At 70.8% G+C, this 26,090-nt stretch carries 30 protein-coding genes and 1 tRNA gene; 5 read left to right on the top strand and 26 right to left on the bottom strand.

Annotated features, from left to right (window positions below; all coding sequences use genetic code 11):
• Nucleotides 1-14: 14 nt before the first annotated feature.
• The 4 genes from AB0H93_RS37075 to dnaG all read right to left on the bottom strand — a co-directional run bounded on the left by AB0H93_RS37075 (nt 15) and on the right by dnaG (nt 3,451).
• Nucleotides 15-87: transfer RNA gene (locus AB0H93_RS37075), tRNA-Asn, on the bottom strand.
• A 110-nt stretch (nt 88-197) separates the two neighbouring features.
• Nucleotides 198-956, bottom strand: a complete 759-nt coding sequence (locus AB0H93_RS37070) for a trans-aconitate 2-methyltransferase (protein WP_358579852.1) — start codon at nt 954-956, stop codon at nt 198-200.
• 66 nt (nt 957-1,022) lie between these two features.
• Nucleotides 1,023-1,562 (bottom strand): hypothetical protein, encoded by a 540-nt coding sequence (locus AB0H93_RS37065; RefSeq protein ID WP_358579850.1) that lies wholly within the window; start codon nt 1,560-1,562, stop codon nt 1,023-1,025.
• A complete protein-coding gene (gene dnaG / locus AB0H93_RS37060) occupies nt 1,559-3,451 on the bottom strand; it encodes a DNA primase (protein WP_358579848.1) in 1,893 nt (630 codons plus the stop codon). Before dnaG ends, AB0H93_RS37065 begins: the two co-directional genes overlap by 4 nt.
• Before the next feature lie 68 nt (nt 3,452-3,519).
• On the opposite strand from dnaG, the gene AB0H93_RS37055 reads away from it, so the two are divergent.
• Nucleotides 3,520-4,413 carry a sigma-70 family RNA polymerase sigma factor gene (locus AB0H93_RS37055; RefSeq protein WP_358579845.1) on the top strand — a complete coding sequence of 298 codons (894 nt, stop codon included), beginning with the start codon at nt 3,520-3,522 and terminating at the stop codon, nt 4,411-4,413.
• Between the two features lie 28 nt (nt 4,414-4,441).
• Here AB0H93_RS37055 and AB0H93_RS37050 read toward each other — a convergent pair whose 3' ends face one another.
• From AB0H93_RS37050 to AB0H93_RS37030, 5 genes are all read right to left on the bottom strand, one after another.
• On the bottom strand, nt 4,442-5,536 hold the full coding sequence (locus AB0H93_RS37050; RefSeq protein WP_358579843.1) for a serpin family protein: 1,095 nt from the start codon (nt 5,534-5,536) through the stop codon (nt 4,442-4,444).
• A gap of 110 nt (nt 5,537-5,646) precedes the next feature.
• Entirely contained in the window at nt 5,647-5,832 is a 186-nt protein-coding gene (locus AB0H93_RS37045; RefSeq protein ID WP_132489332.1) for a hypothetical protein, read from the bottom strand.
• 183 nt (nt 5,833-6,015) lie between these two features.
• On the bottom strand, nt 6,016-7,314 hold the full coding sequence (locus AB0H93_RS37040; RefSeq protein ID WP_358579840.1) for a deoxyguanosinetriphosphate triphosphohydrolase: 1,299 nt from the start codon (nt 7,312-7,314) through the stop codon (nt 6,016-6,018).
• Nucleotides 7,315-7,392: 78 nt separating this feature from the next.
• Nucleotides 7,393-8,049: a YdcF family protein gene (locus AB0H93_RS37035; protein WP_358579837.1), complete on the bottom strand. Its 657-nt coding sequence runs from the start codon at nt 8,047-8,049 to the stop codon at nt 7,393-7,395.
• 124 nt (nt 8,050-8,173) lie between these two features.
• On the bottom strand, nt 8,174-9,559 hold the full coding sequence (locus AB0H93_RS37030) for a glycine--tRNA ligase (RefSeq protein WP_358579944.1): 1,386 nt from the start codon (nt 9,557-9,559) through the stop codon (nt 8,174-8,176).
• Nucleotides 9,560-9,844: 285 nt separating this feature from the next.
• On the opposite strand from AB0H93_RS37030, the gene AB0H93_RS37025 reads away from it, so the two are divergent.
• Entirely contained in the window at nt 9,845-10,309 is a 465-nt protein-coding gene (locus AB0H93_RS37025; protein ID WP_358579834.1) for a metalloregulator ArsR/SmtB family transcription factor, read from the top strand.
• Complete coding sequence (locus AB0H93_RS37020) at nt 10,306-10,731, top strand: Fur family transcriptional regulator (RefSeq protein WP_358579831.1); 426 nt, start codon at nt 10,306-10,308, stop codon at nt 10,729-10,731. The genes AB0H93_RS37025 and AB0H93_RS37020 overlap by 4 nt, the downstream gene beginning before the upstream one ends.
• A gap of 80 nt (nt 10,732-10,811) precedes the next feature.
• Here AB0H93_RS37020 and AB0H93_RS37015 read toward each other — a convergent pair whose 3' ends face one another.
• The 5 genes from AB0H93_RS37015 to recO all read right to left on the bottom strand — a co-directional run bounded on the left by AB0H93_RS37015 (nt 10,812) and on the right by recO (nt 14,883).
• Complete coding sequence (locus tag AB0H93_RS37015; RefSeq protein WP_358579828.1) at nt 10,812-11,510, bottom strand: TIGR03943 family protein; 699 nt, start codon at nt 11,508-11,510, stop codon at nt 10,812-10,814.
• Nucleotides 11,510-12,514, bottom strand: a complete 1,005-nt coding sequence (locus AB0H93_RS37010) for a permease (protein ID WP_358579826.1) — start codon at nt 12,512-12,514, stop codon at nt 11,510-11,512. Before AB0H93_RS37010 ends, AB0H93_RS37015 begins: the two co-directional genes overlap by 1 nt.
• Before the next feature lie 233 nt (nt 12,515-12,747).
• Nucleotides 12,748-13,176 (bottom strand): hypothetical protein, encoded by a 429-nt coding sequence (locus AB0H93_RS37005; RefSeq protein WP_358579824.1) that lies wholly within the window; start codon nt 13,174-13,176, stop codon nt 12,748-12,750.
• Nucleotides 13,176-14,018, bottom strand: coding sequence for an isoprenyl transferase (locus AB0H93_RS37000; RefSeq protein ID WP_358579822.1), 843 nt, complete (start codon nt 14,016-14,018; stop codon nt 13,176-13,178). The genes AB0H93_RS37005 and AB0H93_RS37000 overlap by 1 nt, the downstream gene beginning before the upstream one ends.
• A 67-nt stretch (nt 14,019-14,085) precedes the next feature.
• A complete protein-coding gene (gene recO, locus AB0H93_RS36995; protein ID WP_358579820.1) occupies nt 14,086-14,883 on the bottom strand; it encodes a DNA repair protein RecO in 798 nt (265 codons plus the stop codon).
• Between the two features lie 80 nt (nt 14,884-14,963).
• On the opposite strand from recO, the gene AB0H93_RS36990 reads away from it, so the two are divergent.
• A complete protein-coding gene (locus tag AB0H93_RS36990) occupies nt 14,964-15,320 on the top strand; it encodes a DUF4190 domain-containing protein (RefSeq protein WP_358579817.1) in 357 nt (118 codons plus the stop codon).
• Here AB0H93_RS36990 and AB0H93_RS36985 read toward each other — a convergent pair.
• From AB0H93_RS36985 to hrcA, 12 genes are all read right to left on the bottom strand, one after another.
• Nucleotides 15,317-15,712 carry a DUF2752 domain-containing protein gene (locus AB0H93_RS36985; protein ID WP_358579815.1) on the bottom strand — a complete coding sequence of 132 codons (396 nt, stop codon included), beginning with the start codon at nt 15,710-15,712 and terminating at the stop codon, nt 15,317-15,319. The two genes, AB0H93_RS36990 and AB0H93_RS36985, sit on opposite strands and share 4 nt — an antisense overlap.
• Nucleotides 15,713-15,735: 23 nt before the next feature.
• Nucleotides 15,736-16,257: a CD225/dispanin family protein gene (locus AB0H93_RS36980; protein WP_358579812.1), complete on the bottom strand. Its 522-nt coding sequence runs from the start codon at nt 16,255-16,257 to the stop codon at nt 15,736-15,738.
• A 70-nt stretch (nt 16,258-16,327) separates the two neighbouring features.
• Nucleotides 16,328-16,774: a CD225/dispanin family protein gene (locus AB0H93_RS36975; RefSeq protein ID WP_132489310.1), complete on the bottom strand. Its 447-nt coding sequence runs from the start codon at nt 16,772-16,774 to the stop codon at nt 16,328-16,330.
• Nucleotides 16,775-16,902: 128 nt separating this feature from the next.
• Nucleotides 16,903-17,811 (bottom strand): GTPase Era, encoded by a 909-nt coding sequence (era, locus tag AB0H93_RS36970; protein WP_358579809.1) that lies wholly within the window; start codon nt 17,809-17,811, stop codon nt 16,903-16,905.
• 298 nt (nt 17,812-18,109) lie between these two features.
• Nucleotides 18,110-18,475: a cytidine deaminase gene (locus AB0H93_RS36965; protein WP_358579806.1), complete on the bottom strand. Its 366-nt coding sequence runs from the start codon at nt 18,473-18,475 to the stop codon at nt 18,110-18,112.
• A complete protein-coding gene (locus AB0H93_RS36960) occupies nt 18,468-19,790 on the bottom strand; it encodes a hemolysin family protein (RefSeq protein ID WP_358579942.1) in 1,323 nt (440 codons plus the stop codon). The genes AB0H93_RS36965 and AB0H93_RS36960 overlap by 8 nt, the downstream gene beginning before the upstream one ends.
• Before the next feature lie 17 nt (nt 19,791-19,807).
• Nucleotides 19,808-20,374 carry an rRNA maturation RNase YbeY gene (gene ybeY / locus AB0H93_RS36955; RefSeq protein WP_132489305.1) on the bottom strand — a complete coding sequence of 189 codons (567 nt, stop codon included), beginning with the start codon at nt 20,372-20,374 and terminating at the stop codon, nt 19,808-19,810.
• Nucleotides 20,371-21,450: a PhoH family protein gene (locus AB0H93_RS36950; protein WP_358579803.1), complete on the bottom strand. Its 1,080-nt coding sequence runs from the start codon at nt 21,448-21,450 to the stop codon at nt 20,371-20,373. The genes ybeY and AB0H93_RS36950 overlap by 4 nt, the downstream gene beginning before the upstream one ends.
• 122 nt (nt 21,451-21,572) lie before the next feature.
• Nucleotides 21,573-21,938, bottom strand: coding sequence for a histidine triad nucleotide-binding protein (locus AB0H93_RS36945; RefSeq protein ID WP_358579801.1), 366 nt, complete (start codon nt 21,936-21,938; stop codon nt 21,573-21,575).
• Nucleotides 21,939-22,315: 377 nt separating this feature from the next.
• Complete coding sequence (locus tag AB0H93_RS36940; protein WP_358579799.1) at nt 22,316-23,059, bottom strand: 16S rRNA (uracil(1498)-N(3))-methyltransferase; 744 nt, start codon at nt 23,057-23,059, stop codon at nt 22,316-22,318.
• A gap of 51 nt (nt 23,060-23,110) precedes the next feature.
• The gene (dnaJ, locus tag AB0H93_RS36935; protein WP_358579797.1) at nt 23,111-24,283 is read right to left on the bottom strand and encodes a molecular chaperone DnaJ; all 1,173 of its coding nucleotides are present in this window, start codon (nt 24,281-24,283) and stop codon (nt 23,111-23,113) included.
• 60 nt (nt 24,284-24,343) lie between these two features.
• Nucleotides 24,344-25,366, bottom strand: a complete 1,023-nt coding sequence (gene hrcA, locus AB0H93_RS36930; protein ID WP_358579793.1) for a heat-inducible transcriptional repressor HrcA — start codon at nt 25,364-25,366, stop codon at nt 24,344-24,346.
• Nucleotides 25,367-25,646: 280 nt separating this feature from the next.
• Here hrcA and AB0H93_RS36925 point away from each other — a divergent pair, with 280 nt between their 5' ends.
• Nucleotides 25,647-25,949 carry a type II toxin-antitoxin system VapB family antitoxin gene (locus AB0H93_RS36925; RefSeq protein ID WP_358579790.1) on the top strand — a complete coding sequence of 101 codons (303 nt, stop codon included), beginning with the start codon at nt 25,647-25,649 and terminating at the stop codon, nt 25,947-25,949.
• The last annotated feature ends 141 nt before the right edge of the window (nt 25,950-26,090 follow it).

The raw sequence follows: 26,090 nt of genomic DNA, 5'->3' as shown, positions 1-26,090 counted from the left end.
GCCTGGGGTTTGCGCTCCTCCGACTGGACTCGAACCAGTAACCCTTCGGTTAACAGCCGAATGCTCTGCCAATTGAGCTACGGAGGAATGTTTCGTTGTTGTCAGCTCTTGTCGCGCTGACATGACTACTCTAGCCCATGCCTCCGGGGCCCTTCACCGGACCCCCCTCTTATTGATCCTTCTCGCGAAACCGCAGGTCAGCGGCGGTGTGCCACGACGAAGATGCGGCGGAACGGGAACCAGGTCGTGCCGTCGGCCCGCCTCGGGTACGCCGCCGCCAGGCGTGGCGCCAGCTCCGCCCGGAATTCCGCCCACTCCGCGTCGTCGAGCGCCGTCCGGACCGGCCGCAGGGCCGTGCCCGTGACCCACTCCAGCACCGGGTCCGCTCCGGTCAGCGCGTGGACGTAGGTCGTCTCCCAGGCGTCGACCTCCGCGCCGAGGTCGGTGAGCACGTCTGCGTAGCCGGTCGGCGACAGCACCGCGTCCGGGCGCAGCACGCCGCTCACCTGGTCGCGCCAGCGCGGCTCGGCGGCCAGCTCACGAATCGTCACGTGCGACGGCGATTCGAAGTTGCCCGGCACCTGGAAGGCGAACCAGGCTCCGGCCGGCAGCTGGGGCAGCCAGCGCCGCAGCAGCTCCACGTGCTCCGGCACCCATTGCAGGACGGCGTTGCAGAGCACGACATCCGTATCCGGCAACGGTTTCCAGTCCCGCACGTCCTCCTGCCTCGCGGCCACGCCGCGGGCTTGGGCCGCCGCGACCATCTCCGGCGATGCGTCCGTCGCCTCGACCGCCGCTTCCTGCCACCGGTCGGTCAGCAGCGAGGTCAGGTTTCCCGCGCCGCAGCCGAGGTCCACCACCCGGCGCGCCCCGGACGCGCCGACCCTGGCCATCAGGTCGTGGGCCGGGCGGTCGCGGTGGTCACTGAACGACAGGTACTTCTGCGGATCCCACACGTCCACACCTCCGTTAACAGTACGTCCGTACTGTATATCCGGAGTGTGGCCGGTGTCGAGCGAAAGTCAGTCCCGCTCAGGGCCTTTCGCCTGCTGCAAGCGCTCCGCGACGGTCGTGGCGAACTCGGCCACCGCCGCCTCGTCCGCGCCCCGATCCGGCCTGACCTGCAACAGGATCCCGTCCCGGCCGGGCACCTTGCGCTGCACGAACCACGCTCCCCCGCCGGGCAGGTCCCGGTGGTGGCGGGAGCGGATGGACTGGTTGACGCGTTCGTGCACGACGTCGGGCAACCGGCTCGATCCGGTCAGTTCGAGCCGGCGACCCGGCAGATCGCGCAGCAGCACCGCGTCGCCCGCCGTCCCGGCTTCCTCCGCCTCGATCACGGTGAGCACGCCGTTGTTCCAGGTCGCCTTGCTGAGCAGGTGCCAGCCGAGGCGTCGACCCTCCGGCAGCCACAGCCCCAGGTGCGTGGCGACCAGCGCGCCCTCAGCCGTCTTCGCCACGCCGAGGACCTGCTCCTCGGCGTCGAGCGCGCCGGGGAAGTCCGCCGGCACGTCGGCCGTGCCGCTCAGCCTCGCGACCAGCTGCCGCAGCCAGGCGATCACAGCGTCCCCATGGCCTGGTCCAGCAGCGCCTTGCGGTAGCCCTCAAGCGCGACCATGTCGCCGAACAGCGCGTTGTACTCCTCGGCGTCCTCCAGTGGCGACATCCGCTGCACCTTGGACTTGATGTCCGCGATCTGCCTGCTGACCAGCCGCTCCTGCAACCGGGCGATCAAGGCCGCGACGTAGCGCGGGTCCTCCTCCGACTGGTTCTCCAGCTTCTCCACCGAGAGCAGCGTGAGCAGGCTGCGCGCGACCTCGTTCTCGCACTGCTGCGACACCGCGTCCACGTACGACGCACCGGAGAGCCCGGACACCGTGCCGCCTGCGGCCAGCAACGCCCGGTGCAGCTCGGCGTATGCGGGCTCGGTGAACGCTTCCTCCGGCAGAGCGTCGTACAGCGGGCCTGCCAGCGCGGGCACCTGAAGCGCCGCCTTCAGCGCCTCCCGCTGCAGGAACCGCGGGTCGTGCCGGGGCGGGCGCTTCGGGAGGTCGACGTCCATGCCCAGCGACTGCTGCGCCTCTTCCTGCCGCGGACGGCGCCGCGTCTGGCGCACCGGGGCGCCGGAGCTCTGCCGCACCTGGCGCACCACCTGGTTCTCGTCGTTCCAGCCGGCCCACCAGGCAAGCTTCGCGGCGTAACCGTCGCGGCGGGCCGGGTCCTTGATCTGCGCGACCAGCGGGACCGTGCGCTTCAGCGCCGCGACCCGGCCATCGACGGAGTCCAGGTCGTATTCGGTGAGCAGGCTGCGGATCGCGAACTCGAACAGCGGCCGCCGGCGGGCGACCAGGTCGCGCACCGCCGCGTCGCCCTTGGCCTCCCGCAGCTCGCACGGGTCCATGCCGTCCGGGGTGATCGCCACGTAGGTCTGGCTGGCGAACTGCTGCTCGCCGTCGAAGGCCTTCAACGCGGCCTTCTGCCCGGCCTCATCGCCGTCGAAGGTGAAGATGACCTCGCCGCGGAACGCGTCGTCGTCCATCATCAGCCGGCGCAGCACCGAGATGTGGTCGTCGCCGAACGCCGTGCCGCAGGACGCCACCGCCGTCGGCACGCCGGCCAGGTGCATCGCCATCACGTCGGTGTAGCCCTCGACCACCACCGCCTGGCGGCGCTTGGCGATCTCCCGCTTGGCCAGGTCGATGCCGAAGAGCACCTGCGACTTGTTGAAGATCGGGGTCGCCGAGGTGTTGACGTACTTGGCCTCGATCGGATCGTCGTCGAAGATCCGCCGCGCGCCGAAGCCGACCACGTCGCCGCTGAGGTCCTTCAGCGGCCACAGCAGGCGCCGGTGGAACCGGTCGATCGGGCCGCGGCGCCCCTCCTTGGACAGGCCGCCCTTGATCAGCTCGTCGAGCTCGAAGCCCTTCATCAGCAGGATCTTGGTGAGCTTGTCCCAGCCAGCCGGCGCGAATCCGCAACCGAAGCGGGCGGCCGCCGCCTCGTCGAAACCGCGCTGCGTCAGGTACTCCCGCGCCTTCAGCGCCTCCGGGGAGCGGAGCTGCTCCGCGTAGAACTCGGCGGCGATGCGGTGCGCCTCGACCATCCGGGCGCGCGTGCCGCGATCCCGCTTCGGGCCCGGCGTGCCGCCCTCGTACTGCAGCTGCAGGCCCACCCGGTCGGCCAGCCGCTCGACGGACTCGACGAAGCCGAGGTGCTCGATCTTCATCAGGAAGGCGATGACGTCGCCGCCCTCGCCGCAGCCGAAGCAGTGGAACGTGCCGTGGCTGGGCCGGACGTTGAACGACGGAGTCTTCTCGTCGTGGAACGGGCACAGGCCCTTCTGCGCGCCGCCGCCGGCGTTGCGCAGGGCGACGTATTCCCCGACCACATCGTCGATCCGGTTGCGATCGCGTACTTCGGCGATGTCGCTTTCCCGGATCCTGCCTGCCACGCACCCAGTCTAGGGGCATTGTGATCGTCACGTTCGAGGTGGCTTGCCCGTGCGGCAGAATCTCGGCTGTGCCCGCAACGAACACCGACCTGGCCACGGAATTCGACCAGCACCGGAGCCGGCTGATCGGCATCGGCTACCGGCTCACGGGCCGGATCGCCGACGCCGAGGACGCGGTCCAGGACGCGTGGCTGCGGCTGGCGTCGACCGACCGCGAGACGATCCGCGACCTGACCGGCTGGCTGACCACCGTGGTCAGCAGGCTGTGCCTGGACCGGATGCGATCGGCCGCCGTCCGGCGCGAGCAGTACGTCGGGCCGTGGCTGCCGGAACCGCTGGTGACCTCGCTCGACGCGGACCCGGGCGACATCGTGGCGATTCAGGACGACCTGCGGATGGCGGCGATGCGGGTGCTGCACGAGTTGCCGCCGGACCAGCGGCTGGCGTTCGTGCTGCACGACGGCTTCGACGTGCCGTTCGCCGAGATCGCCGAGGTGATCGGGTGCAGCGTGGCGGCCGCGCGGCAGCACGCGTCGCGGGCTCGGCGGGCGATGGCCGACGCCGACCCGCCGGAGCGGGTTCCGCTGCCCGAGCAGCAGCAGGTGCTGGAGGAATTCCTCACCGCGGTGGCGTCGAAGGACCTCGAAGCGATCACCCGGGTGCTGCACCCGGCGGTGGCGGTCTACGGCGACAGCGGCGGCAAGGCCCGCACCGCGCGGCGCCCGGTGGTGGGCATCGACAAGGTCGCCCGGTTCATCGTGGGGCTCATGGAGAAGTACGGCGACGGCCTGGTCGAGAACATCCGGCCGGTGATGGTGAACGGCGACCTAGGCGTGATGTTCATGGGCAACGACGCCGTGACGGCCGCCCCGCGGGTGTTCACCATGGCGGTGCGGGACGGCCGCCCCGCGGCGATCTTCGACATCGTCAACCCGGACAAGCTCACCCGCGTCCCCTGGTGACCAGCGGAAACAGTGAGGCGGGCGGCGCTCAGCTCGGGTCGGTGACGCGGGCCAGGAAGTAGAGGGCGCCCGTGGCCTGGTGGCGCACCAGGAACAGGAACGGCCGGTCGACCTCGACCCGGATCGGGTCCGGTTCCCGGACGATCGCGGTCAGCCGCATCATCACCGCCGTCGCGGCGGCGCCTTCGAGGCCGCTCTCGTCGACTTCGAGCACCGCCTGGTGCACGACCGTCGAAACCCGCAGCGGCTGATCGGTCAGCGGCGAGAAGTCCGCGTCGGGGGTGAACAACTCATGCACGCCGAGCGCGCCGAGCGACCTGGTCAGCTCGGCGTCGCCGGTGACGTCGAACTTCGGCAGGAACAACTCCACCCGCTGCTGTTCGACGGCCGCGAGGAGCCGGCGCAGCTGCGCGGCATCGAGTTCCGGCTCCGCCGTCGCCAGGTCGGCGTCCGGCAGCAGCACCACGGCCTCGACGCCGCCGGCCGCCGGCAGGCTGACGACCTGCCAGCCTTCGGCGGCGGCGTAGCCGAGGCGGCGGGTGGCGCGCATGGTCGGCACGTCGCGGTCGCCCGCCGGGGCGTGGAACGGCCGCCGGTCGGTGGCCTTCTCGTCGAACGCCTCCCGCCACGAAACCTTCAGGTAGAGGGCGTTGACCAGGGCAGCGACCGTGTCCGCGACCACCGAACCCGGGCTCAGCAGCTCGGGGATCAGATCTCGCGTCGTCTCCGCGACGTCGGCGTTGATCAGCTTCCGGGCATCCTCCGGGGCTGTCCGGAACGGCGCGTTGCGCACCGCGCTACCCGGCCAGTCCTCCAGCGCGGTCAGGTAGGACTGGTGGACCGCGAGATCCGCGTGCGCCCACAGGGTGTTGGCCACCGCCAGCACGGGCGGCTCGGCGGACGGGCCGCCGGCGAGCTCGGCGGCGCCGCCGAGCAGCTTCAGCAGCCCCGCCGGGTCGTCGCGCAGCGCGGTGACCAGTTCGTCCCTGGTCCGGCCGCCGGTCGCGGTCGCGGCCAGGCCGAGCGCGCTGGCCACCGAGTACGGCGACCAGCAGAACGGGGTGTTCGCCGGCGGAGCGAGCCGCCGGTGCAGGGACAGGCTGAAGTCGAGGTGTTCGCTCACGGCCGCTGGGCTCCGTTTCCGCGTCGGCTGACTCGGGGCTGATCCCGAGTCTGCCAGCCGAACGGCCGACGGTGGGCGCGAGCGATTGGCGGGTTCTCGCCCGATACGCCCTAACGGACGGATTCCTCGATGTCGGACAGGCCCATCAGGCGGAGTTCCTGGGCGATGTAGTGGGCCGCGCGCTGGGCCGCCGGGTCCTGCCACCGCAGGTCCCGGACCCAGTCGGCCAGGTTGTCGGTGTTCACGTACGGCTCGCCGCCGACGACGAGCTTCTGGATGTAGTGCCGGTTGCGCATCGGGGTCTCCTTGCGACCCGGGTTTCGGGGCCGGGCCGCGGGCTGCACCGAACGGTTTCGAAGCAGCCGGACGGGGATCGGGGGCGGTGCCGTCGACGTTCGGGGCTCGCCGAGCAACACACTGAGTAAGGATTCTGGGGCCGAATCCCAGATCAACTCTCCCCTTTCGGATTAACGTCACATCTATTCGGACACGTTCCGTACATGCTTTCGATGCCAGGAGATCGCCTGGGCGTCCGTCAGCGACGAGACCTGGTCCAGCACCACCCGCAGCCGGGCCCGGTCGTCGCCCGCCCGGTGCCAGGCCGGGGCCATCGCAGGATCCAGCGACTCCGGGGCCCGCTCGGCCAGCGCCCACACCAGCTCGGTCAGCAACGCCCGCTGCCGCTCCTGCATGCGCAACCGCTGCGGGTCGCTCATCACGTACCGCAGCGCGACGGCCTTGAGCACCGCGACCTCCGCCACCACCGGCTCCGGCACGACCAGCTCCGCGCGGTAGCGGGTCAGCGGCCCGGGCCCGAATCGCTCCACCGTCCCGGTCACCGCCGCTGCCACGAACCGCCCGACCAGCTCGCTGGTGAGCCGCTTCAGCGCGATCTGCGCGCGGAACGTGCCGTCGTAGTCCAGCACCGCGTCCACCACCGGCCACCGCACCAGCTCCGCCGCCGCGTGGTCGAGCAGCCCCGCGGTGTTGCCCGGGCCGTCGCCCCAGAAGTGCTTCGCGGCCATCCGGACGATCTCCGCGCGCTCCTCGCCGCTGGTCAGCGAGCGCAGCGAGATCCGCCCCGACAGCACCCCGTCCTCGACGTCGTGCACCGAGTAGGCGACGTCGTCAGACCAGTCCATCACCTGGGCCTCCAGGCACCGGCGGCCCTCCGGCGCGCCGTCGCGCAGCCACTCGAACACCGCCAGGTCATCCGGGTAGGCACCGAACTTGGCCTCGCCCGGGCGCTTCGGCCACGGGTACTTCGTCGCCGCGTCCAGGCACGCGCGGGTCAGGTTCAGGCCGCGGCCGACGTCGTCCGAACCGGCCAGCTTCGGCTCCAGCCGGGTGAGGATGCGGAGGGTTTGCGCGTTGCCCTCGAAGCCGCCGCAGCCGTCGGCCAGGTCGTTCAGCGCCCGCTCGCCGTTGTGCCCGAACGGCGGATGCCCGATGTCGTGCGCGAGCCCGGCGGTGTCCACCAGGTCCGGATCGGCGCCCAGCGCGGCGGCGATGCCCCGCCCGATCTGCGCCACCTCCAGCGAGTGCGTCAGCCGGGTGCGCGGCACATCGCCCTCTTCCGGGCCCACGACCTGCGTCTTCCCCGCCAGCCGGCGCAGCGCCGCCGAGTGCAGGACCCGCGCCCGGTCCCGTGCGAACGGGTTTCGGTCGTCCGACCGGGCCTCCGCGGGCACGGCCGACTTCGGCGGCTCTGGCAGCAGCCGCCGCAGGTCGTGCGCGTCGTAGCCGGGCATGGCGCCCGTGGGGTCTCCGGAGCTCATCCCGCTCAGATTACGGTGCGAACCCGACGGACCACCGCATTCCGGCGGCGGTGCCGCGGCGTCGACCCACCCGGGTCATCAGCCCAGGCCGTCGCCGGCGATCTCCGCCGGTGCGTGCGTGAGCCGGTAGTACAGCAACGCGCCGGTTTCCCGGACGATGTACTTGAACTGGACCTCGCGAGTCTGCACCACGGGCCCGGACCGGGCCGGGGACGCCCACGCGTCGAGCCCGAAGTCGCTGGCCATCGTCCGTGCCCGCAGCGAGTGCCAGGGGTCGCTCACGATGAGGGCGCTCGTCCAACCGCGCTGCTGGGAGATGTCGGCGACCGCCTGCAGGCTGCCCAGCGTGTCGCTGCCGACGTCGACGTCGACGATCTTGTCCGCGGGTACCCCGTTCCCGGTCAGCCACTTCTTGCTGGCCTGCGCCTCGGTGAAGGCGTCGCCGGGCAGCCGGCCGCCGACCGTGACGATGTACTGGGTCAGGCCGTCCTGGTAGAGCTCCAGGGCCTGTTCGAGCCGCGCGGCGAGCACGTCCGAGGGCTTGCCGTGGTACTGGGCGGCGCCGAGCACGACCACGATGTCCACCGGCCGCCGGTCGTCGGAGCGAGCCACCTGCCACACCCGGAACGCCGTGCCGCCGATCACCAGCAGCACCACCAGCAAGGCGCCGACCAGGACGCGTCCGAACACCCGGCCTGCGGGCCGGCGCCGGTGGGCGGCTCGATGGGGGCTCACGTTGGCATCCTCGCAGATCTTCGGGTCCGCCGGGGCAGGCCGGGCGCGGGAAACCAACCGTCCCAACCACTTTCGGAAAAAACGGGCCGGTGGCGTCCGAGAACACCACCGGCCCGAGCCCGGATCAGCAGCCGAGGAGGCGAACCGCCAGGTACTCCTCCAGCTTGTCCATCGCCACCCGCTCCTGCGACATCGTGTCGCGCTCGCGGACGGTGACGGCGTGGTCGGACAGCGAGTCGAAGTCGATGGTCACGCAGAACGGCGTGCCGACCTCGTCCTGCCGGCGGTAGCGGCGGCCGATCGCGCCGGCGTCGTCGAAGTCGACGTTCCAGTTGCGGCGCAACTGCGCGGCGATGTCGCGGGCCTTCGGCGACAGCTCGGCGTTGCGCGACAGCGGCAGCACGGCCACCTTCACCGGCGCCAGTCGGCGGTCCAGCTTCAGCACCACGCGCTTGTCCACGCCGCCCTTGGCGTTCGGCGCCTCGTCCTCGTGGTAGGCGTCGATCAGGAACGCCATCATCGGCCGGCCGACGCCCGCGGCGGGCTCGATCACGTACGGCCGGTACCGCGAGTTGCTGGCCTGGTCGAAGTACGACAGGTCGACGCCGGAGTGGTTCGAGTGCGTGGTGAGGTCGAAGTCGGTGCGGTTGGCGATGCCCTCCAGCTCGCCCCACTCCTGACCGCCGAACCGGAACCGGTACTCGATGTCGACGGTGCGCTTCGCGTAGTGCGAGAGCTTCTCCTTCGGGTGCTCGAACTCCCGCAGGTTGTCCCGGCTGATGCCCAGGTCGGCGTACCAGTTCATGCGCTGGTCGATCCAGTACTGGTGCCACTGCTCGTCCTCGCCGGGCTCGACGAAGAACTCCATCTCCATCTGCTCGAACTCGCGGGTCCGGAAGATGAAGTTGCCGGGCGTGATCTCGTTGCGGAACGACTTGCCGATCTGGCCGATGCCGAACGGCGGCTTCTTCCGCGCGGTGGTCATCACGTTGGCGAAGTTGACGAAGATGCCCTGCGCGGTCTCCGGCCGCAGGTAGTGCATCCCCTCCTCGCTCTCCACCGGGCCGAGGAAGGTCTTGAGCATCATGTTGAACTCGCGCGGCTCGGTGTACTGGCCGCGGGTACCGCAGTTGGGGCACGGGACGTCGGAGAGGTCGTCCTCGGCGGTCTCCTTGCCGGTGCGCTCGGAGTACTCCTCGGCGAGCTGGTCGGCGCGGAAGCGGTGGTGGCAGGAGGTGCACTCCACCAGCGGGTCGTGGAAGGCGGTGACGTGGCCGGACGCCTCCCAGACCGGGCGGGGCAGGATCACCGACGAGTCCAAGCCGACGACGTCGTCGCGGCCCTGCACCATCGACTTCCACCACTGGCGCTTGATGTTGTCCTTGAGCTCGACGCCGAGCGGACCGTAGTCCCAGGCCGACCGCGTACCGCCGTAGATCTCGCCGGACGGGTAGACGAAACCACGGCGCTTGCAGAGATTGACGATCGTGTCGATCTGGTCGGCGGGCACGTTCACTCCGGAATCATCGCTGGACTGCATCGAACCAGCTGGTCGGGCTGGAGTTTCCCAGCGTACCGATCCCGGACCGGGTGACGTTCGCCCGGGCTGGCCACCCGGGCGACGCGGTGGCGCCGGCGGGGCGCGCGGTATTGATGTGACAGGTCAGGCCGGGCGTACCCGTAGGATGGAGGGCGCGAAGCGTCCCCGCGCGCAGGCCACCGTTCGAGTGGCCTGCCCGACCGACGCCACCGCAGGCAGGCGACGCCGCGTGGAGGTCTCGCCGGAAAGGAAGCGATGCCCGCCGTCAGCCCGCAATCCGAGCCGGCCCGGTCGACCGCGGGCTTGGACGGCCTCGACGACCACGTGCACTCCCCGGAGCGGGACGCGCACCCGGTCCCGATGCGGGACCAGCGGATCCTGGTCGAGGCCGGCGAGCTGCTGCGGGCGCTGGCCGCCCCGGTGCGCATCGCGATCGTCCTGCAGCTGCGGGAGTCGGAACGCTGCGTGCACGAGCTGGTCGACGCGCTCGGCGTCGCCCAGCCGCTGATCAGCCAGCACCTCCGGGTGCTGAAGTCCGCCGGGGTCGTGCACGGCGAGCGGCACGGCCGCGAGGTCGTCTACCGCCTCGTGGACGAACACCTGGCGCACATCGTGGTGGACGCCGCCGCGCACGCGGAGGAGATCTCCGGCGTGCGGTCGCGCGGTTCGGCGCCACGTTCCATCGCACCCAACTCCCGACAGGAGACGGAGACAGCGTGACCACCGGCGAGGGTCCCACGGTCGGCGTACCGGGACTGCGGGCCACCAAGCAGCGAGCGGCGGTTTCGAACCTGCTGGACCAGGTCGACGACTTCCGCTCCGCCCAGGAACTGCACGAGGAGCTGCGGCGGCAGGGCGAGGGCATCGGCCTGACCACGGTCTACCGCACGCTGCAAACCCTGGCCGACGCGGGCGAGGTCGACGTGCTGCGCACGCCGACCGGCGAGGCGGTCTACCGGCGTTGCTCCAGCCACCACCACCATCACCTGGTGTGCCGGCACTGCGGGCGGACCGTGGAGGTGGCCGACCCGCCGGTGGAGAACTGGGCCGAGCGGATCGGCCAGGAGCACGGCTTCTCCGACGTCAGCCACACGGTCGAGATCATCGGCACCTGCCCCGACTGCACCGCCCGCGGCCTCTGACGTCCTGCGCAGGGCTGCGGGTAAGCGGAACCTCAGAGGCGCCGCCCGGCAAGCGGACGTGACCAGGTCGTGTGATCCGGTCAGTACTCGTAGGTGTCCTGGGGAGCCGGGATCGGGCGGATCAGGATCGTGTCCAGCGTCGGGACGTAGTCGTTGGCTTCGGTGGCCGAGCCCGGCCGCAGCCTGCCGGTCACCTCGATCCACATGTCCGCCGGGAGCTCCGCCGCCTGCGGCGGGGCCGCGAGCTCGACCTTCACCGGCGCCGCGTCCGCCGCGCAGCAGCTGATCCGCATCCTGGCGAGCTGCGTCGTCCCCGGCGTGAGGTGCACGACGAAGCCCTGCAGGCGCACCGCCCGGCCGTTGAGGGCGCCGCTTCCGTCCCAGATGGCACGGGTGACGAACTCCGACACGCCCAGCAGCGGCGCCTGCTCGGGCGGCAGGTCCGGGAACAGGGACTCCCTCGGGGCCGCCGGCGCCGCCATCCGGTCGCGGGTCACCGAGTCCGAGCCGAGGGCTGGCGGCGCGATCAGGAAGATCGCGAACACCGGCAGCAGGAGCATCCACGGGCTGCGCGAATTGTGCTCGTGCTGCCCGGCCCCACCGGCCCGGATGTCGCGGACGATCGCGAAGATCGACAGCCCGATCATGACCGCCCCGGCCACCACCAGCCACGGGAACAGCGCGGGCTTGACGTAGCGGAGGTAGCTGCCGCCCAGCGCGATCTTGAGCAGCGCGCCGCCCAGCAGCAGCAACAGCAGGTTCTGGGTTTCCCGGCGCATCACGAACCTCCCAGCAGCAGGGCGCCGACACCGACCGCGCAGCCGATCGCCACCACGAACGTGGCGGGCGCGAACCGGGCGGCGAAGCGGCGGCCGAAGGCGCCGGACTGCAGCGCGATCAGCTTGAGGTCGACGGCCGGGCCGACGACGAGGAAAACCAGCTTCGGGATCAGCGGCAGGCCCGGCATCGACGCGACCACGAAGGCGTCGGCCTCGCTGCACAGCGCGAGGACCACCGCGAGCACCGCCATCACCAGCACGCCCAGCACCAGCTGACCGCCGAGCGACTCCAGCCAGGACGCGGGCACGACGACGTTGAACACCGCCGACGTCAGGCCGCCGAGCACCAGGAATCCGCCCGCCTCGACCAGGTCGTGCCGGGCGGACTCGGCGAAGACCACCCACCGGCTGCCGGAGCTGCCGTGCGCCTCGACCCGGTGCAGCGCGCGCTCGGCGAGCCATTCCGCCTTGCCCAGCCGGGCCCAGAGCCAGCCCATCACGCACGCCGTCAGCAGCGAACCGAGGAACCTGGCCAGCACCATCAGCGGCTCGTCCGGGAACGCGACCACGGTGGAGACCAGGACGATCGGGTTCACCGCCGGCGCGGCCAGCAGGAACGCGAGCGCCGCGGCGGGCGCGACGCCCTGCTGCATCAGCCGCCGCGCCACCGGCACCGAGGCGCACTCGCAGCCGGGCAGTGCCACCCCGGCGACACCGGCCACCGGCACCGCGGCGGCGGGGTTGGCGGGCAGCCAGCGGCGCAGCGCTCCCGGCGGGACGAACGCCGCGATCAGACCGCTGACCAGCACGCCGAGCACCAGGAACGGCATGGCCTGGACGCAGACGGCGACGAACACCGTCGAGCCGGTGCGCAGTGCGGGGACGTCCAGCAGCGCGCTCAGCTGCCCCTGGAACACCGCTGCCACGACCAGCAGGCCGCAGAGCACCTCCAACGAGGTGACGACGGGGCGCCGCGTGCGCGGCGGGTCGGCGATCTCGGTCACCGGGTCATCGTGCCAGTTCGAACTGATAATCGTTCGCACTAGGGGGTGAATCCACACCCACGCCCACTCGCCCCGAACCCATCACCCCTGCTCGGGCAGGGCACGGCCACCGGGCCGCAAGCTCGGACCGACACACCGACACGTCCCCCGGTCCCGTGACGGACCGCAATTTCAATGGAAATCGAAGGTCCGATTTCCATTGAAATTGCGGCCCAACCCCCGGTCGGGCGTAGCTAGTTGGTGGTGCCCTCGGGCTCGGCGAGGAGTTCGGTGCGCAGCTGGGACGCCGTCGCCACAACCAGCATCAGCAGAGTGCCCAGCGGCGTCGCCGCCATCCCCTCCGCCGGGAACGCGTAGCGCAAGGTCACGTCCATGCCGCGCTCGGTGCGGACCACCCCGAGCGTGCCGAACAGGCCCTGCCCCGCGCGCTCGGCGACCGACTGCGCGAGCTCGTCGGTGGGCGGCAGGTCCCAGGCGACCACGCAGGTCAGGCTCAGCACCGTCAGCCCGTCCGCGAGCTGCATCGCCTGCACCGCGCACGGGACATCGGCGTGCCGGAACGTGAGTGCGCCGTCGTCGTCGACGTGCACGTCGTGGTAGTTCTCCAACGCTTCCTTCGCCGCGGTCAGCAACCGCGCGGTGGCTGCGGCCTCCTGAGTCATCAATTGCCCTCCTGGGCGGTTTCGGCAGACGCACCGGCCGCCGCCCGATCGATGGCCCCGCCGAACCGCCGGTCCCGGCGCGCGTACTGCTCGCACGCGCGCCACAGGTGCCGGCGATCCACGTCGGGGAACAGGGTGTCCTGGAAGACGAGTTCGGCGTAGGCCGACTGCCAGAGCATGAAGTTCGAGGTCCGCTGCTCGCCGGAAGGCCGGATGAACAGGTCCACGTCCGGCATGTCCGGCTGGTACAGGTAGCGGGCGATGGTGCGCTCGTCCACCCGGTCCGGGTTGATCTTCCCGGCCGCCACCAGCCGCGCGATCTCGCGCGCGGCGTCGCCGATCTCGGCCCGGCCGCCGTAGTTGACGCACATGGTCAGGTTCATGACCTCGTTGTTCTGCGTGCGGACCTCCGCGGATTGCAGCTCGTTCACCACGCTGCGCCACAGCCGCGGCTTCCGGCCCGCCCAGCGCACCCGCACGCCCAACCCGTCGAGCTCGTCGACGCGGCGCCGGATCACGTCGCGGTTGAAGCCCATCAGGAATCGGACCTCGTCAGGGCTGCGCTTCCAGTTCTCGGTGGAGAAGGCGTACAGCGACAGCCACTTGACGCCGAGCTCGATCGCGCCGCGGGCCAGCTCCAGCACGACCGCCTCGCCGCGCTTGTGCCCCTCGATGCGCGGCAGCCCGCGCTCGTTGGCCCAGCGGCCGTTGCCGTCCATCACGATGGCGACGTGCTTGGGCACGAACTCCGGCGGCAACGCCGGCGGCTTCTCGCCAGAGACGTGCGGTTCCGGCGTCCGCACGGTCGGGTCGTCCTTGCCCCGCCCACGGCGTCGCAACATAACTGGATTCTCCTTAGGACTGCTGGGCGTGAGGGTTTCATTGTCCTCGCCCGGGTCGATCAGGGGCTCAGCGCCCGTCCTCGGCGGCGGCGACCAGCGCGGCATCGGCGGCCCGCTCCCGGATCAGCTCCGGCACGGTCCGCTCCACCAGCGGCAACGACCGCAACTGCCGTTCCATGTGCCACTGCAGGTGCGCCGCGATGAGGCCGCTGGCCTCCCGGCGGACCGGATTCGCGGCCGCCTCGGCAGAGGGCCAGTCGCCGTGCAGCAACGACTCCATCAACGGCAACGTGTGCACCGATGGCCGCACCGAACCGGCGGGCCTGCACTGGACGCACACCGCGCCGCCCGCCTGCACGTTGAAGGCGGCATGCGGGCCCGCCTCGCCGCAGCGCGCGCACTCGGTGAGCGCCGGCGCCCAGCCCGCGAAGGACATCGCCCGGAGCAGGAAGGCGTCCAGCACCTGCGAGGAGTCGCGCTCCCGCCCCGACAGCGCGCGCAGCGCGCCGATGGCCAGCAAGTAGAGGCGCAGGACCGGCTCGCCCTCCTCCGCGGCCAGCCGGTCGACGGTCTCCAGCACCGCGCAGGCCGCGGTGTAGCGCTGGTAGTCGTCGACGATGTGCGCGCCGAAGGCGTCCACGGTCTGCACCTGGGTGATCACGTCGAGCGTGCGTCCGGTGTAGAGCTGCACGTCGACGTGGCAGAACGGCTCGACCCGGGCGCCGAACCGCGACGTCGTGCGGCGCACTCCCTTGGCAACTGCCCGAACTTTGCCGTAGCGCCGGGTCAGCAAGGTTATGATCCGGTCTGCCTCGCCCAGCTTCTGCACCCGCAGGACGACTGCGGTATCGCGGTAGAGGCTCACCCACCCATCATCACACCCGTGGGCGACGGCATCGAAGCCACGCGGAAGAATCACCGGGCATTCCGCGCCGAAAGGACGTCATGACCTACCCGTACGACCAGAACCCCTACCAGCAGGCGCCGATGCCGTACGGGCCAGGTTATCCGATGATGCCGCGGAACAACGGCATGGCGATCGCCTCGATGTGCGTCTCGCTGGCCGCGATCTTCACCTGCTACGGCGCCATCCTCATCGGACCGGTCGGCGCGATCCTGGGCCACGTCTCGCTGCGCGAGATCAACCGGAACCCGAAGGCCTACACCAACCGCAGCATGGCGCTGACGGGCATCATCGTCGGCTGGGTCGTGCCGGGCCTCTGGTTGCTGTTCATCACGTTCATGATCCTGGCCGCCACGGGTGTCCTCGGCACCGGCATCCAGAGCTCGTTCGACAACTAGACGTAGAGCGCGTCGAAGGGCGGGAACGGCAGGTTCCTGATCACCGACCAGACGGCGATCAGGACCAGCGCCACCAGCGGGGACCAGCGCCACTGCTCCCAGGTCGGGATCCGCCGGCCGCGCCAGCGGCCCAGCACCCAGGCGCCCCAGGTCCACAGGAAGAACGGGATGAACGCGACCGCCGCCGCGTTGAAGTGCAGCGCCGTCAGCACGTCGCCGTGCAGCAGGCTGTAGAACATCCGAGTCGCGCCGCAGCCGGGGCAGTCGAGCCCGGTCAGCCACTTGACCGGGCAGGGCGGCAGCGGAAATCCGGCGTCGGAGGTGGGATCGGCGGCGAGCACGATCCCGGCCGCCGCGCAGCCGAGCAGCGCGGTCGCGGCCGGGAGAGCCATCGTTCGAAGGCGCGCGGCGACCATCAGTTCACTTGCGTGGCGGCGAAGCCGAACAGCGCGATCATGATCACGAAGTAGACCACGAACGCCAAGATGTAGAGGCCCAGCAGGCTGGCGCCGACGATGACGGCGACCTTGCCCCACTTCTTGGCCTCGTTGGCCGAGATCTGGGCCTGGTCGGGCAGGCCCTGGTACCAGAGCGAGTTGACCTGCAACGCCTTGATCAGCGCCGGGATCCCGAAGGGCCAGCACACCAGGATTCCGGCGATGGCCCAGCCCAGGTTGTTGTTCACCGGCACTGGGGCGACGCCGAACTGCGTCGCGTAGGGGTACGGCGCCATCGGCACCGGGTGGTGGACCGGCTGCTGAACCGCCGGCTGCTGAGCCATCGGCTGCTGAACCTGCTGGTCGAACTGCGGCTGAACCTGCGGTTCGACGGGCTGCTGCGCGATCGGCTGCTGGACCGGCTGGTCAGCAGGCTGCTGAACCGCCGGCTGCTCGGCCGGCTGCTGCGGAACACCGGCCGGGTCGGACGGTTCCGTCATTGTTCCCCCGGAGAAGTTGACGCGCGTCGTTGCGGCCGGCGCGCACGCCGGCCGCAACGGCACGACTCGATCAGTTGTAGGAGCTCACCGAGGCGGCGATGATCACGAAGAAGATCACGTAGATCAGGATGATCAGGACCCACCACGCGGCGCCGGCGATGATGCCGATCTTGCCCCACTTCTTGGCGTCGTCCGCCGCGGCCTGGGCCTGCTGGTACTGGCCCTGGGCCCACAGGTTCTGCACCGAGGTGGCCTTGATCAGCGACGGGATCGCGAACGGCCAGCACAGGAAGATCGAACCGATGCCCCAGCCGATGTTGTTGTTCGGCGGGGCACCGCCGGGCTGCTGCCCGTAGGGGTTCGGCTGGCCGTAGGGGTTCTGCTGCCCGTAGGGGTCGGGCTGGCCGTACGGCTGCTGGGGCATCGGCCCCGACGGCGGACCGTATCCGCCCGGCTGCTGACCGTACGGCTGCTGCGGGTTGGGCCCCGAAGGCGGGCCGCCATAGGGATTCGTCACGATTGATCCTTTAATTGTCGAACAAAAAGCCAGGTGTCCTTGCCCGTACGCAAAGAGTCCGGCCAGCAACGTACCTGAGACGCACTCAGGTCATGGTCGGTTCCACGCATTCTGCGCCGAAGTTGTGATCAGAACCCCAGCTTGCGCAGCTGCTTCGGGTCGCGCTGCCAGTCCTTGGCGACCTTGACGTGCAGATCCAGGTAGATCTTGGAGCCCAGCAGCGCCTGGATGTGCTTGCGCGCCTGGGTGCCGACGGCGCGCAAGCGCTCCCCGCCGCGGCCGATGACGATCGACTTCTGGCTGGAGCGCTCGACGTAGAGCACCGCGTGCACGTCGATCAGGTCCTTGCGGCCCTCGCGGGGGATCATCTCTTCGATGGTGACGGCCAGCGAGTGCGGCAGTTCGTCGCGCACGCCCTCCAGCGCCGCCTCCCGGATCAGCTCCGCGATGAGCGTCGTCTCCGGCTCGTCGGTGAGCTCGCCGTCCGGGTACAGCTGCGGGCCCTCCGGCATCTGCGCGACCAGCAGATCGGCCAGCACGTCGACCTGGAAGGAATCCACTGCGGAAACCGGCACCAGGTCGGCGAAGTCCATCACCTGCTGCAGGTCCAGCAGCTGCTGCGCGACCTGCTCCTTGCTGACCAGGTCGGTCTTGGTGACGATGCCCAGCACCGGGGTGCGGCGGGCCACCTTCTTCAGCTGCTCGGCGATGAACCGGTCGCCCGGGCCGACCTTCTGGTCGGCGGGCACGCAGAACCCGACCACGTCCACTTCGGACCACGTCTCGTAGACCAGGTCGTTGAGCCGCCGCCCGAGCAGGGTGCGCGGCCGGTGCAGGCCGGGGGTGTCGACGATGATCAGCTGCGCGTCGGGCCGGTGCACGATGCCGCGGATGGCGTGCCGGGTGGTCTGCGGCTTGCTGGAGGTGATCGCCACCTTGGAGCCGACCAGACTGTTCGTCAGCGTCGACTTCCCGGCGTTGGGCCGGCCGACGAAGCAGGCGAATCCGGAGCGGTGCACATCTGCGGAGCTGGTCACCGCACCATTGTGACCGGCCCGCCCCGGCCGCAGCACAGAGGGCGTCCACCCCCGGCGGCCCCGAGGCCCGGGAGGCACCCGGTGACGCAATTTCAATGGAAATCGAAGGTCCGATTTCCATTGAAATTGCGGAAGTTGTCCACAGCCTCCGGCGTGTCGAGGCACGACACGCCGATGATCCGCAGTTTCAATTGAAACTGCGTCCCCGGGGCCGGAGCTCCGACGCCCTGGACCGGTGTCCGAGTGCCTCTGGGTCGCGAGGTTCCAGGGGGCGAGGTTCCGGGGGGTCGAAGCCGGGTTACGCCTGGAGAACGCCGGTGACGGTGCCGGCGGCGTCCGCGCGGAGGATCCGCGCAGTGCGAGTGAGGTCGTGGACCGCCGCGACCGAGTCGGCGTCGACCGCGTCGGCGTCGGTGACGACCGCGGCCGCTTCGAGGCCCTCCGCGCCGCTGGCGACGGCTGCCGCCACCGCCGCCTGCAGGGCGGTCAGCCGCAGGGACGGGAGGGCGACCGTGCACGCCGCGTAGGTGCGGCCGTCGGTGTCGCGCACCGCCGCGCCCTCGGCCGCTCCGGTGCGGGCTCGGGACGACCGCGCCAGCGTGACGATCTTGGCGTCCTCCGGGTCGATCTCCTGCGGGGCCACCGCTTCGACGTGCTCAGCCACGGGCGTTGCTTCCCTCCTGGTCGGCACCGCGCAGCGGTGCTTGATCTGCGTTCACCGGGCGGACGAGCAGCGCGTTGATGCGAATCCGCCCGCGGTGGTCCTTGCCCCCCTCGGCGCGCAACCGCAGGCCGGCGATCTCGGTCTCCGCGCCGGGCAGCGGCACGCGGCCGAGCCGCTGCGCCAGCAGCCCGCCGACGGTCTCCACGTCGGAGTCGTCGAGCTCAACGCCGAACAGCTCGCCGAGGTCCTCGACCGGCAGCCGCGAGCTGACCCGGACGGTGCCGTCGTCGAGCCGTTCGATCGGCCGGTGCTCCTCCAGGTCCGACTCGTCGGTGATCTCGCCGACGATCTCCTCGATGATGTCCTCGATGGTCAGCAGGCCCGCAGTGCCGCCGTACTCGTCGACGGCGATGGCCAGGTGGCTGCGGGAGATCTGCATCTCGCCGAGCAGCTCGTCGAGCCGCTTGGTGTCCGGCACGAAGCTGGCCGGGCGCATCAGCTCCGCCACCGTCGACCCGGTCTGGTCGCGGCCGGCCAGCACGGCGCTGGTCAGGTCCTTGAGGGTCACCACGCCGACGATGTCGTCGATGCTCTCGCCGATCACCGGGACGCGGGAGAAACCGGAGCGCAGGCACAGCGCCACCGCCTGCCGGGCGGACTTGGTCTGCTCGATCCAGATGATCTCGGTGCGCGGCACCATCACCTCGCGGGCGAGGGTGTCGCCGAGCTCGAAGACCGAGTGGATCATCTCCCGCTCGCCCGCGGCCACCACGCCGCGTTCGCCGGCGAGGTCGACCAGCTCGCGCAGCTCCACCTCGGTGGAGAACGGGCCCTCGCGGAAGCCCTTGCCGGGGGTGATCATGTTGCCGATCAGGATCAGCAACCTGGTCAACGGGTTGAGCAACCTGGCCAGCACCCGCACCGGCGCGGCCACCTTGAGCCCGATGCCGTACGGGTGCTGCCGACCGAGGGTGCGCGGGCCGACGCCGACCAGCACGTAGGACGCCACCAGCATGATCAGCCCGGCGATCACGACCGCCCACGCCTCGGAGTCGGCCAGCCGCAGGGCCACCACGGTGACCAGCACCGTCGCGCCCATCTCGCACGCCAGCCGCAGCAACAGCAGCAGGTTGACGTGGCGGGGCCGGTCGGCGAGCAGCTGCGCGAGCTGCTTGGCGCCGCCGCGGCCCTCGCGGACGAGTTCGTCGACGCGGGCCCGGGAGGCCACGGTGATGGCGGATTCGGAGGCCGCGAAGACCCCGGCCGCCAGCACCAGCAGCACCGCGATGATCAAGAACGCAGTGGAACCGGTCAAGTCCACCGCCGGCTCCCCTAGTTGGCGTTGGCCGGGCCGCCCTGCGGCGACTCCGGCTCGTCCAGCCCGACGGCGCCCAGCACCCGGGCGTCCGCACTGCGCTGCGCCTCAGCCCGCTCGGCCTCGTCACGGGCCTCGCGGTACTCGGCGAGGATGCGGTTCTGCAGGCCGAACATCTCCCGCTCCTCCTCCGGCTCGGCGTGGTCGTAGCCGAGCAGGTGCAGCACCCCGTGCACGGTGAGCAGGTGCAGCTCGTCCAGCAGGCTGTGCCCGGCCTTGCGGGCCTGGTCCTTGGCGAACGCCGGGCAGAGCACGATGTCGCCCAGCAGCGCCGGGCCGGAGCCCGCGGAGTCCGGACGGCGGGCCGAGTCGTACTCGTCCATCGGGAACGACATCACGTCGGTGGGACCGGGCAGGTCCATCCACCGCTCGTGCAGGTCGGCCATCACGTCGAGCTCCACCAGCACGATGGACAGCTCGGCGAGCTGGCTGACGCTCATCTTGTCGAGGGCGAACCGGGCGACCGAGACGATGGTCGCCTCGGGCACTGCGACGCCGGATTCGTTGGCGATCTCGATGCTCATGCTCGTCCTCGTCGTTGCCCGTTGCGCCGGCCCGACCGGGCGTGGTCGTCGGCGTCTTCCAGGGCGTGCCAGCGGTCGTACGCGTTGACGATGTCGGTGACCAGCCGGTGCCGCACCACGTCGTGGCTGTCCAGCAGTGCGAAGTGCACGTCGTCGACGTCGCCCAGGATGTTCTGCACGATCTTCAGCCCGCTGCGCTGGCCGCCGGGCAGGTCGATCTGCGTGACGTCCCCGGTGACCACGATCTTGGAGCCGAAGCCCAGCCGGGTCAGGAACATCTTCATCTGCTCGGGCGTGGTGTTCTGCGCCTCGTCCAAGATGATGAACGCGTCGTTGAGGGTGCGGCCGCGCATGTAGGCCAGCGGCGCGATCTCGATCGTGCCTGCCTGCGTCAGCCGCGGCACCGACTCCGGGTCGACCATGTCGTGCAGCGCGTCGTACAGCGGCCGCAGGTACGGGTCGATCTTCTCGTAGAGGGTGCCCGGCAGGAACCCGAGCCGCTCGCCGGCCTCGACGGCGGGGCGGGTGAGGATGATCCGGTTGACCTGCTTCGCCTGCAGCGCCTGCACGGCCTTGGCCATCGCCAGGTACGTCTTGCCGGTACCGGCGGGGCCGATGCCGAACACCACGGTGTGGTGGTCGATGGCGTCGACGTAGCGCTTCTGGTTGAGCGTCTTGGGACGGATCGTCCGGCCGCGCCGGGACACGATGTCCAGGCTGAGCACGTCGGCGGGCGACTCGCCGTGGTCGGCCGAGAGCATCGCGACGCTGCGGCGGACGATGTCCGGCGTGAGTTGGCTGCCCTTGGCGATCAGCGCGATCAGCTCGGCGAACACCCGTTCGGCGAACGCGACCTCCGCGGGATCCCCGGACAGCGTCACCTCGTTGCCCCGGACATGGACATCGGCGGTGAGCAGATCCTCCACGACCCGAAGGTTCTCGTCCCTGGATCCGACCAGCGTCAGGACGACGTTGTCGGGAACGGTCACCTTCGACTGCGCTGTCGCCTCTTGGGCGGCGGTCTGGGGGTGCTCTCCGGACTGGGCGGCGGCTCCACCCGCTGCAATACCGGCCACGTGTTTTCGGGCCTGCTTTCTGCGCGTTCGCGCGGGTCGTTCGGTCAGTTCTCCCTGGCGTCGATGGTAGTCCACCCGGCAATCAGATTGCCGCCGTCACCGCCACCTCGACGCGGCGGGGATCAGCCCCTGAGCGGCCCGCCGGTGAGCCCGCCGAGCGGTTCGCCGCCGAGGAGGTGCAGGTGCACGTGGAAGATCGTCTGGCCCGCGTCGGCGTTGGTGTTGAACAGCAGCCGGTAGCCGGACTCCGCGATGCCCTCCTGCTCGGCGATGTCGCGGGCGACGGTGATCAGCTCGGCCAGCAGCTCCGGGTCGGCGACGGCGAGCTCGGCGGCGTTGCGGTAGCGCTTCTTCGGCACGACGAGCACGTGCGTGGCGGCCTGCGGGTTGATGTCGCGGATGGCGATGACGCGGTCGTTCTCGCGAACGACGTCCGCCGGGATTTCACGCGCGATGATCCGCAGGAAAAGGGAGTCCATGTCGCTCATGCCCGGAAGATTAGCCGAGCGGTCCGGCGCGGTTCGATCATCGCGGGGCCGGTTCCGGTCACATCCCCGGCACGCTGCGCCGCAACCGGGTCTGGGGGTTGTCCCGTTTGCGGCGCAGCTCTCGCCGGACCGAGGGGGGAGGTGTCCGGCGAGTGCTGGGGTCCGATGCCCCGTGCGGCACCGGTCGCGGTAAAACCTCACCGCGATCTTTCGCACACGAAGCGTATCGCTGCGTCAGCCGTTCGCGCTACGGATAGCCCAAAGTTTTTGATCTTCTTAGCGGTACGTGACCGCCGATCGCGCGGGATGGCAATTTAGCGGAAATTGATCTTCACCCGAGTGAGTGTGGAATTCTCGCGAAATTGCGCCCCGCGCAATCAGGACCAGCGGTCGGTGCGGGCGCCGAGGGCGCCGAGGGCGACCGCCGCGGCCGTGGAGGCCCGCAGGACCGTCGGGCCGAGGCGGACGACGTGCGCGCCGGCGTCGGCCAGCGCCGCGAGCTCGTCGCCGGTCACGCCGCCTTCCGGGCCGACGATCAGGACGAGTTCGCCGGCTTCGGGCAGCTCGATGGACGCCAGCGGCGCGGTCGCCGACTCGTGCAGCACCAGCGCCGCGTCGGCCCCGCGCACCAGCTCGGCAAGCTGCTTGGTGCTCACCGGCTCCTCGACCGGCGGCGTCCACGCCCGCCGCGCCTGCTTCGCCGCCTGCGCGGCCGTGCTGCGCCACCGCGCCAGCGCCTTCGCGCCGCGCGGGCCGTCGTCCCACTTCGCCACGCACCGGGCGGCGCGCCACGGCACCACCGCGTCCACGCCCGCCTCGGTGGCCAGCTCCACCGCGAGCTCCCCGCGGTCGCCCTTGACCAGCGCCTGCGCCAGCCGAACCCGCAGACCCGGCTGCGGAACCTGCCAGGTCTCGGACACCGCGAGCTGCAGCGAGTCCTTCGCCGCGGCCAGCACTTCGCAGCGCGCCATGCCGCCCTGCCCGTCCGAGAGCAGCAGCTGCTCACCGACCCGCAGGCGGCGCACGGTGGCCGCGTGCTTGCCCTCCGGACCGTCCAGCGTGGTCGCGCCGACGGCGGGCAGCCGGTCGACGGAGAACACCGGCAGCGAGGATTCCGACACTTCCTGCCTCAGCTCTCGTCTTCGCGGCGAACCGCGTGCGAAACCACTCGGTCAGCGGTGGCCGAACGAGCGGAAGCGGGAGAACAGCCCGTGCCGGCTGCCGTTGCCGTTGGCGGTCACCGTCGGCTCCGGCTGATCCTCGCCGCGCAGCGTGGCGAGCTGGCGCAGCAGGTCGGACTGCGCTTCGTCGAGCCGCGTCGGCACCACGACGTCGAGGTGCACGTGCAGGTCGCCGTGCCCGCTGACCTTGCCGTTGGACCGCAGCTTGGGCAGGCCCCGGCCGGCGAGCACGTGCTCGGTGCCGGGCTGCGTGCCCGGCTCGACCGTGAGCTCCTCCTGGCCGCCGTCGAGCGTCTCCAGGGTCAGCACGGTGCCCAGCGCGGCCGCCGTCATCGGCAGCTCGACGGTGCAGTGCAGGTCCGCGCCGTCACGGGTGAACCGCTCGTGCGGCAGCTCCTCGACCTCGACGAATAGGTCACCGGCCGGCCCGCCACCGGGCCCGACCTCGCCCTCGCCGGCCAGCCGCACCCGCATCCCGTCGCCGACCCCGGCCGGGATCTTGACGGTGATGGTGCGCCGCGCGCGGACCCGGCCGTCGCCGCCGCACTGCTGGCACGGGTCGGTGATGACCTCGCCGAAACCGCGGCACACCGGGCACGGCCGGGACGTCATGACCTGCCCCAGGAACGACCGCTGCACGGACTGCACCTCGCCGCGGCCACCGCAGGTGTCGCAGGTCGACGGGGCGCTGCCGGCGCGCGAGCCGCCGCCGTCGCAGGAGTCGCAGAGCACCGCCGTGTCCACGGTGATGTCGCGGTTCACACCGCTGGCGCACTCCTCCAGCGTCAGCTCCAGCCGCAGCAGCGCGTCCGAGCCGGGCTGGACCCTGCTGCGCGGCCCGCGGCCGCCGCCACCGGCGCCGCCGCCGAAGAAGGCGTCCATGATGTCGCCCAGCCCGCCGAACCCGGCGAAGGGGTCTCCCATGCCGCCGCCGGCACCGCCGCCGTTGCCCAGCGGATCCCCGCCGAGGTCGACCACCTGCCGCTTCTTGGGGTCGGAAAGCACCTCGTAGGCGGTCGTCACCTCCCGGAACCGCTCCTGCGCGGCCTCATCGGGGTTGACGTCCGGGTGCAGTTCCCGCGCGAGCTTGCGGTAAGCCCGCTTGATCTGCTCGGGTGTCGCGTCCCTGGCCACCCCGAGGGTCGCGTAGTAGTCCCTGGCCACCTTCTCAGTACTTCCTCTGCTCGATCAACGAGTTCTCGCCGGTCAGGCGTCGGTGAACAGTCACCGACCGACCAGGATCTCACCCACGTAAGCGGCGACGGCCCGCACGGCCGCCATGGTCCCCGGGTAGTCCATCCGCGTCGGCCCGACCACCCCCAGGCCTCCCAGCACCATGCCATCCGAACCGTATCCGGTCGAAATCACCGAGGTCGTCTGCATCTCCTTGGCCTCGTTCTCCATCCCGATGCTGACCCGCACGGTGCCCGAGTCGCGGGCCGCGGCGAGCAGCTTGAGCACCACGACCTGCTCTTCGAGCGCCTCCAGGACCTGGCGCAGCGAGTTGGGGAAGTCGGCGACGTTGCGGGTCAGGTTGGGCGTGCCGCCGAGCAGCATCCGCTCCTCGGGGTGCTCGACCAACGATTCGATGAGCACGCTGCACACCCGGATCAGCGCGTCGCGCAGCTCCGGCGGCGCCTGGTCGGGCAGCTCGGCGACCGCGGCGGAGGCGTCGGCGAGCCGCTTCTCGGCCATCGAGGCGTTGAGCACGTTGCGCAGCCGGGCCACGTCGTCGTCGGTGATCACGTCGCCGAGGTCGACCATCCGCTGGTCGACGCGCCCGGTGTTGGTGATCAGCACCAGCATCAGCCGCGCCGGGGTGATGGTGACGACCTCGACGTGCCGGACGGTCGACCGGGTCAGCGTGGGGTACTGCACCACGGCGACCTGCTGGGTGAGCTGGGCCAGCAGCCGCACGCTGCGGCGCATCACGTCGTCGAGGTCCAGCGCGCCTTCGAGGAACTTGTGGATGGCCCGGCGCTCGGCCTCCGTCAGCGGCTTGACCTCGTGCAGCCGGTCCACGAACAGCCGGTAGCCCTTGTCGGTGGGCACCCGGCCGGCGCTGGTGTGCGGCTGGACGATGAAGCCGTCCTCCTCGAGCACGGCCATGTCGTTGCGGACCGTGGCGCTGGACACACCAAGGTTGTGGCGGTCGACGAGAGCCTTCGAACCGACCGGTTCCTTGGTCGACACGTAGTCGGCCACGATCGCCCTCAGCACCTCGAACCGGCGTTCATCCGCGTTCACACGCCACCTCCTCCGCACCTCGGCAGCGGCCCGAAGACCGCAGCGCACGCGCTCAGCGCTCATGCTCAGCGCCCGGGCGACGCCCGGGTACCACCATCGAGTTTACGGTGTTCGTGCACCGGAGCCGAGAGCCGCGGGCGCGCGGCGGTAGCCTGCGGCCACGACGACGGGCGCCGGTTCGATCCGCCGGACCGGGCGGAGCACTCCCGCCGCGGCGGGGGTACCCGCAGGTGGACCAACCTCGGTGGGCGCCGGATTCGGCCGTTCGCCAGGAGGTGCCGTGATCTTCAAGGACGTCCGGGAGGGGCAGCCGTACCCCGACCACGGGCTGTCGCTGCGGGACTGGGCGAACGTGCCGCCGCGCCCGGTGCGGATGGAAGAGCTGGTCACCACGACGAAGGTGCTGCACCTGGACCGGCTGCTGAGCCCGGACTCGACGTTCTTCGGCGACCTGTTCCCGCACGTGGTCCGCTGGCACGGCGAGCTCTTCCTGGAGGACGGCCTGCACCGGGCACTGCGATCGGCCCTCCACCAGCGCACGGTCCTGCACGCCCGGGTCTTCGACCTCGACGCCCTCCGCTGACCCGTTCTGCCGCAATTTCAATGGAAATCAGAGGTCCGATTTCCATTGAGGTGATCTCAGTGGAATGGGATGGCTGATGGCCTGGGGAGGTGTGGGCGTGGGGTCCTGGTAGAAGAGGTCTCACCACAAGATCATTCTTCA

This window comes from Saccharopolyspora sp. NPDC050642, from assembly GCF_040654735.1.
In the GTDB taxonomy this organism is placed as follows: Bacteria; Actinomycetota; Actinomycetes; order Mycobacteriales; family Pseudonocardiaceae; genus Saccharopolyspora; species Saccharopolyspora elongata.
This window is presented reverse-complemented; position numbering and strand designations above follow the sequence as displayed.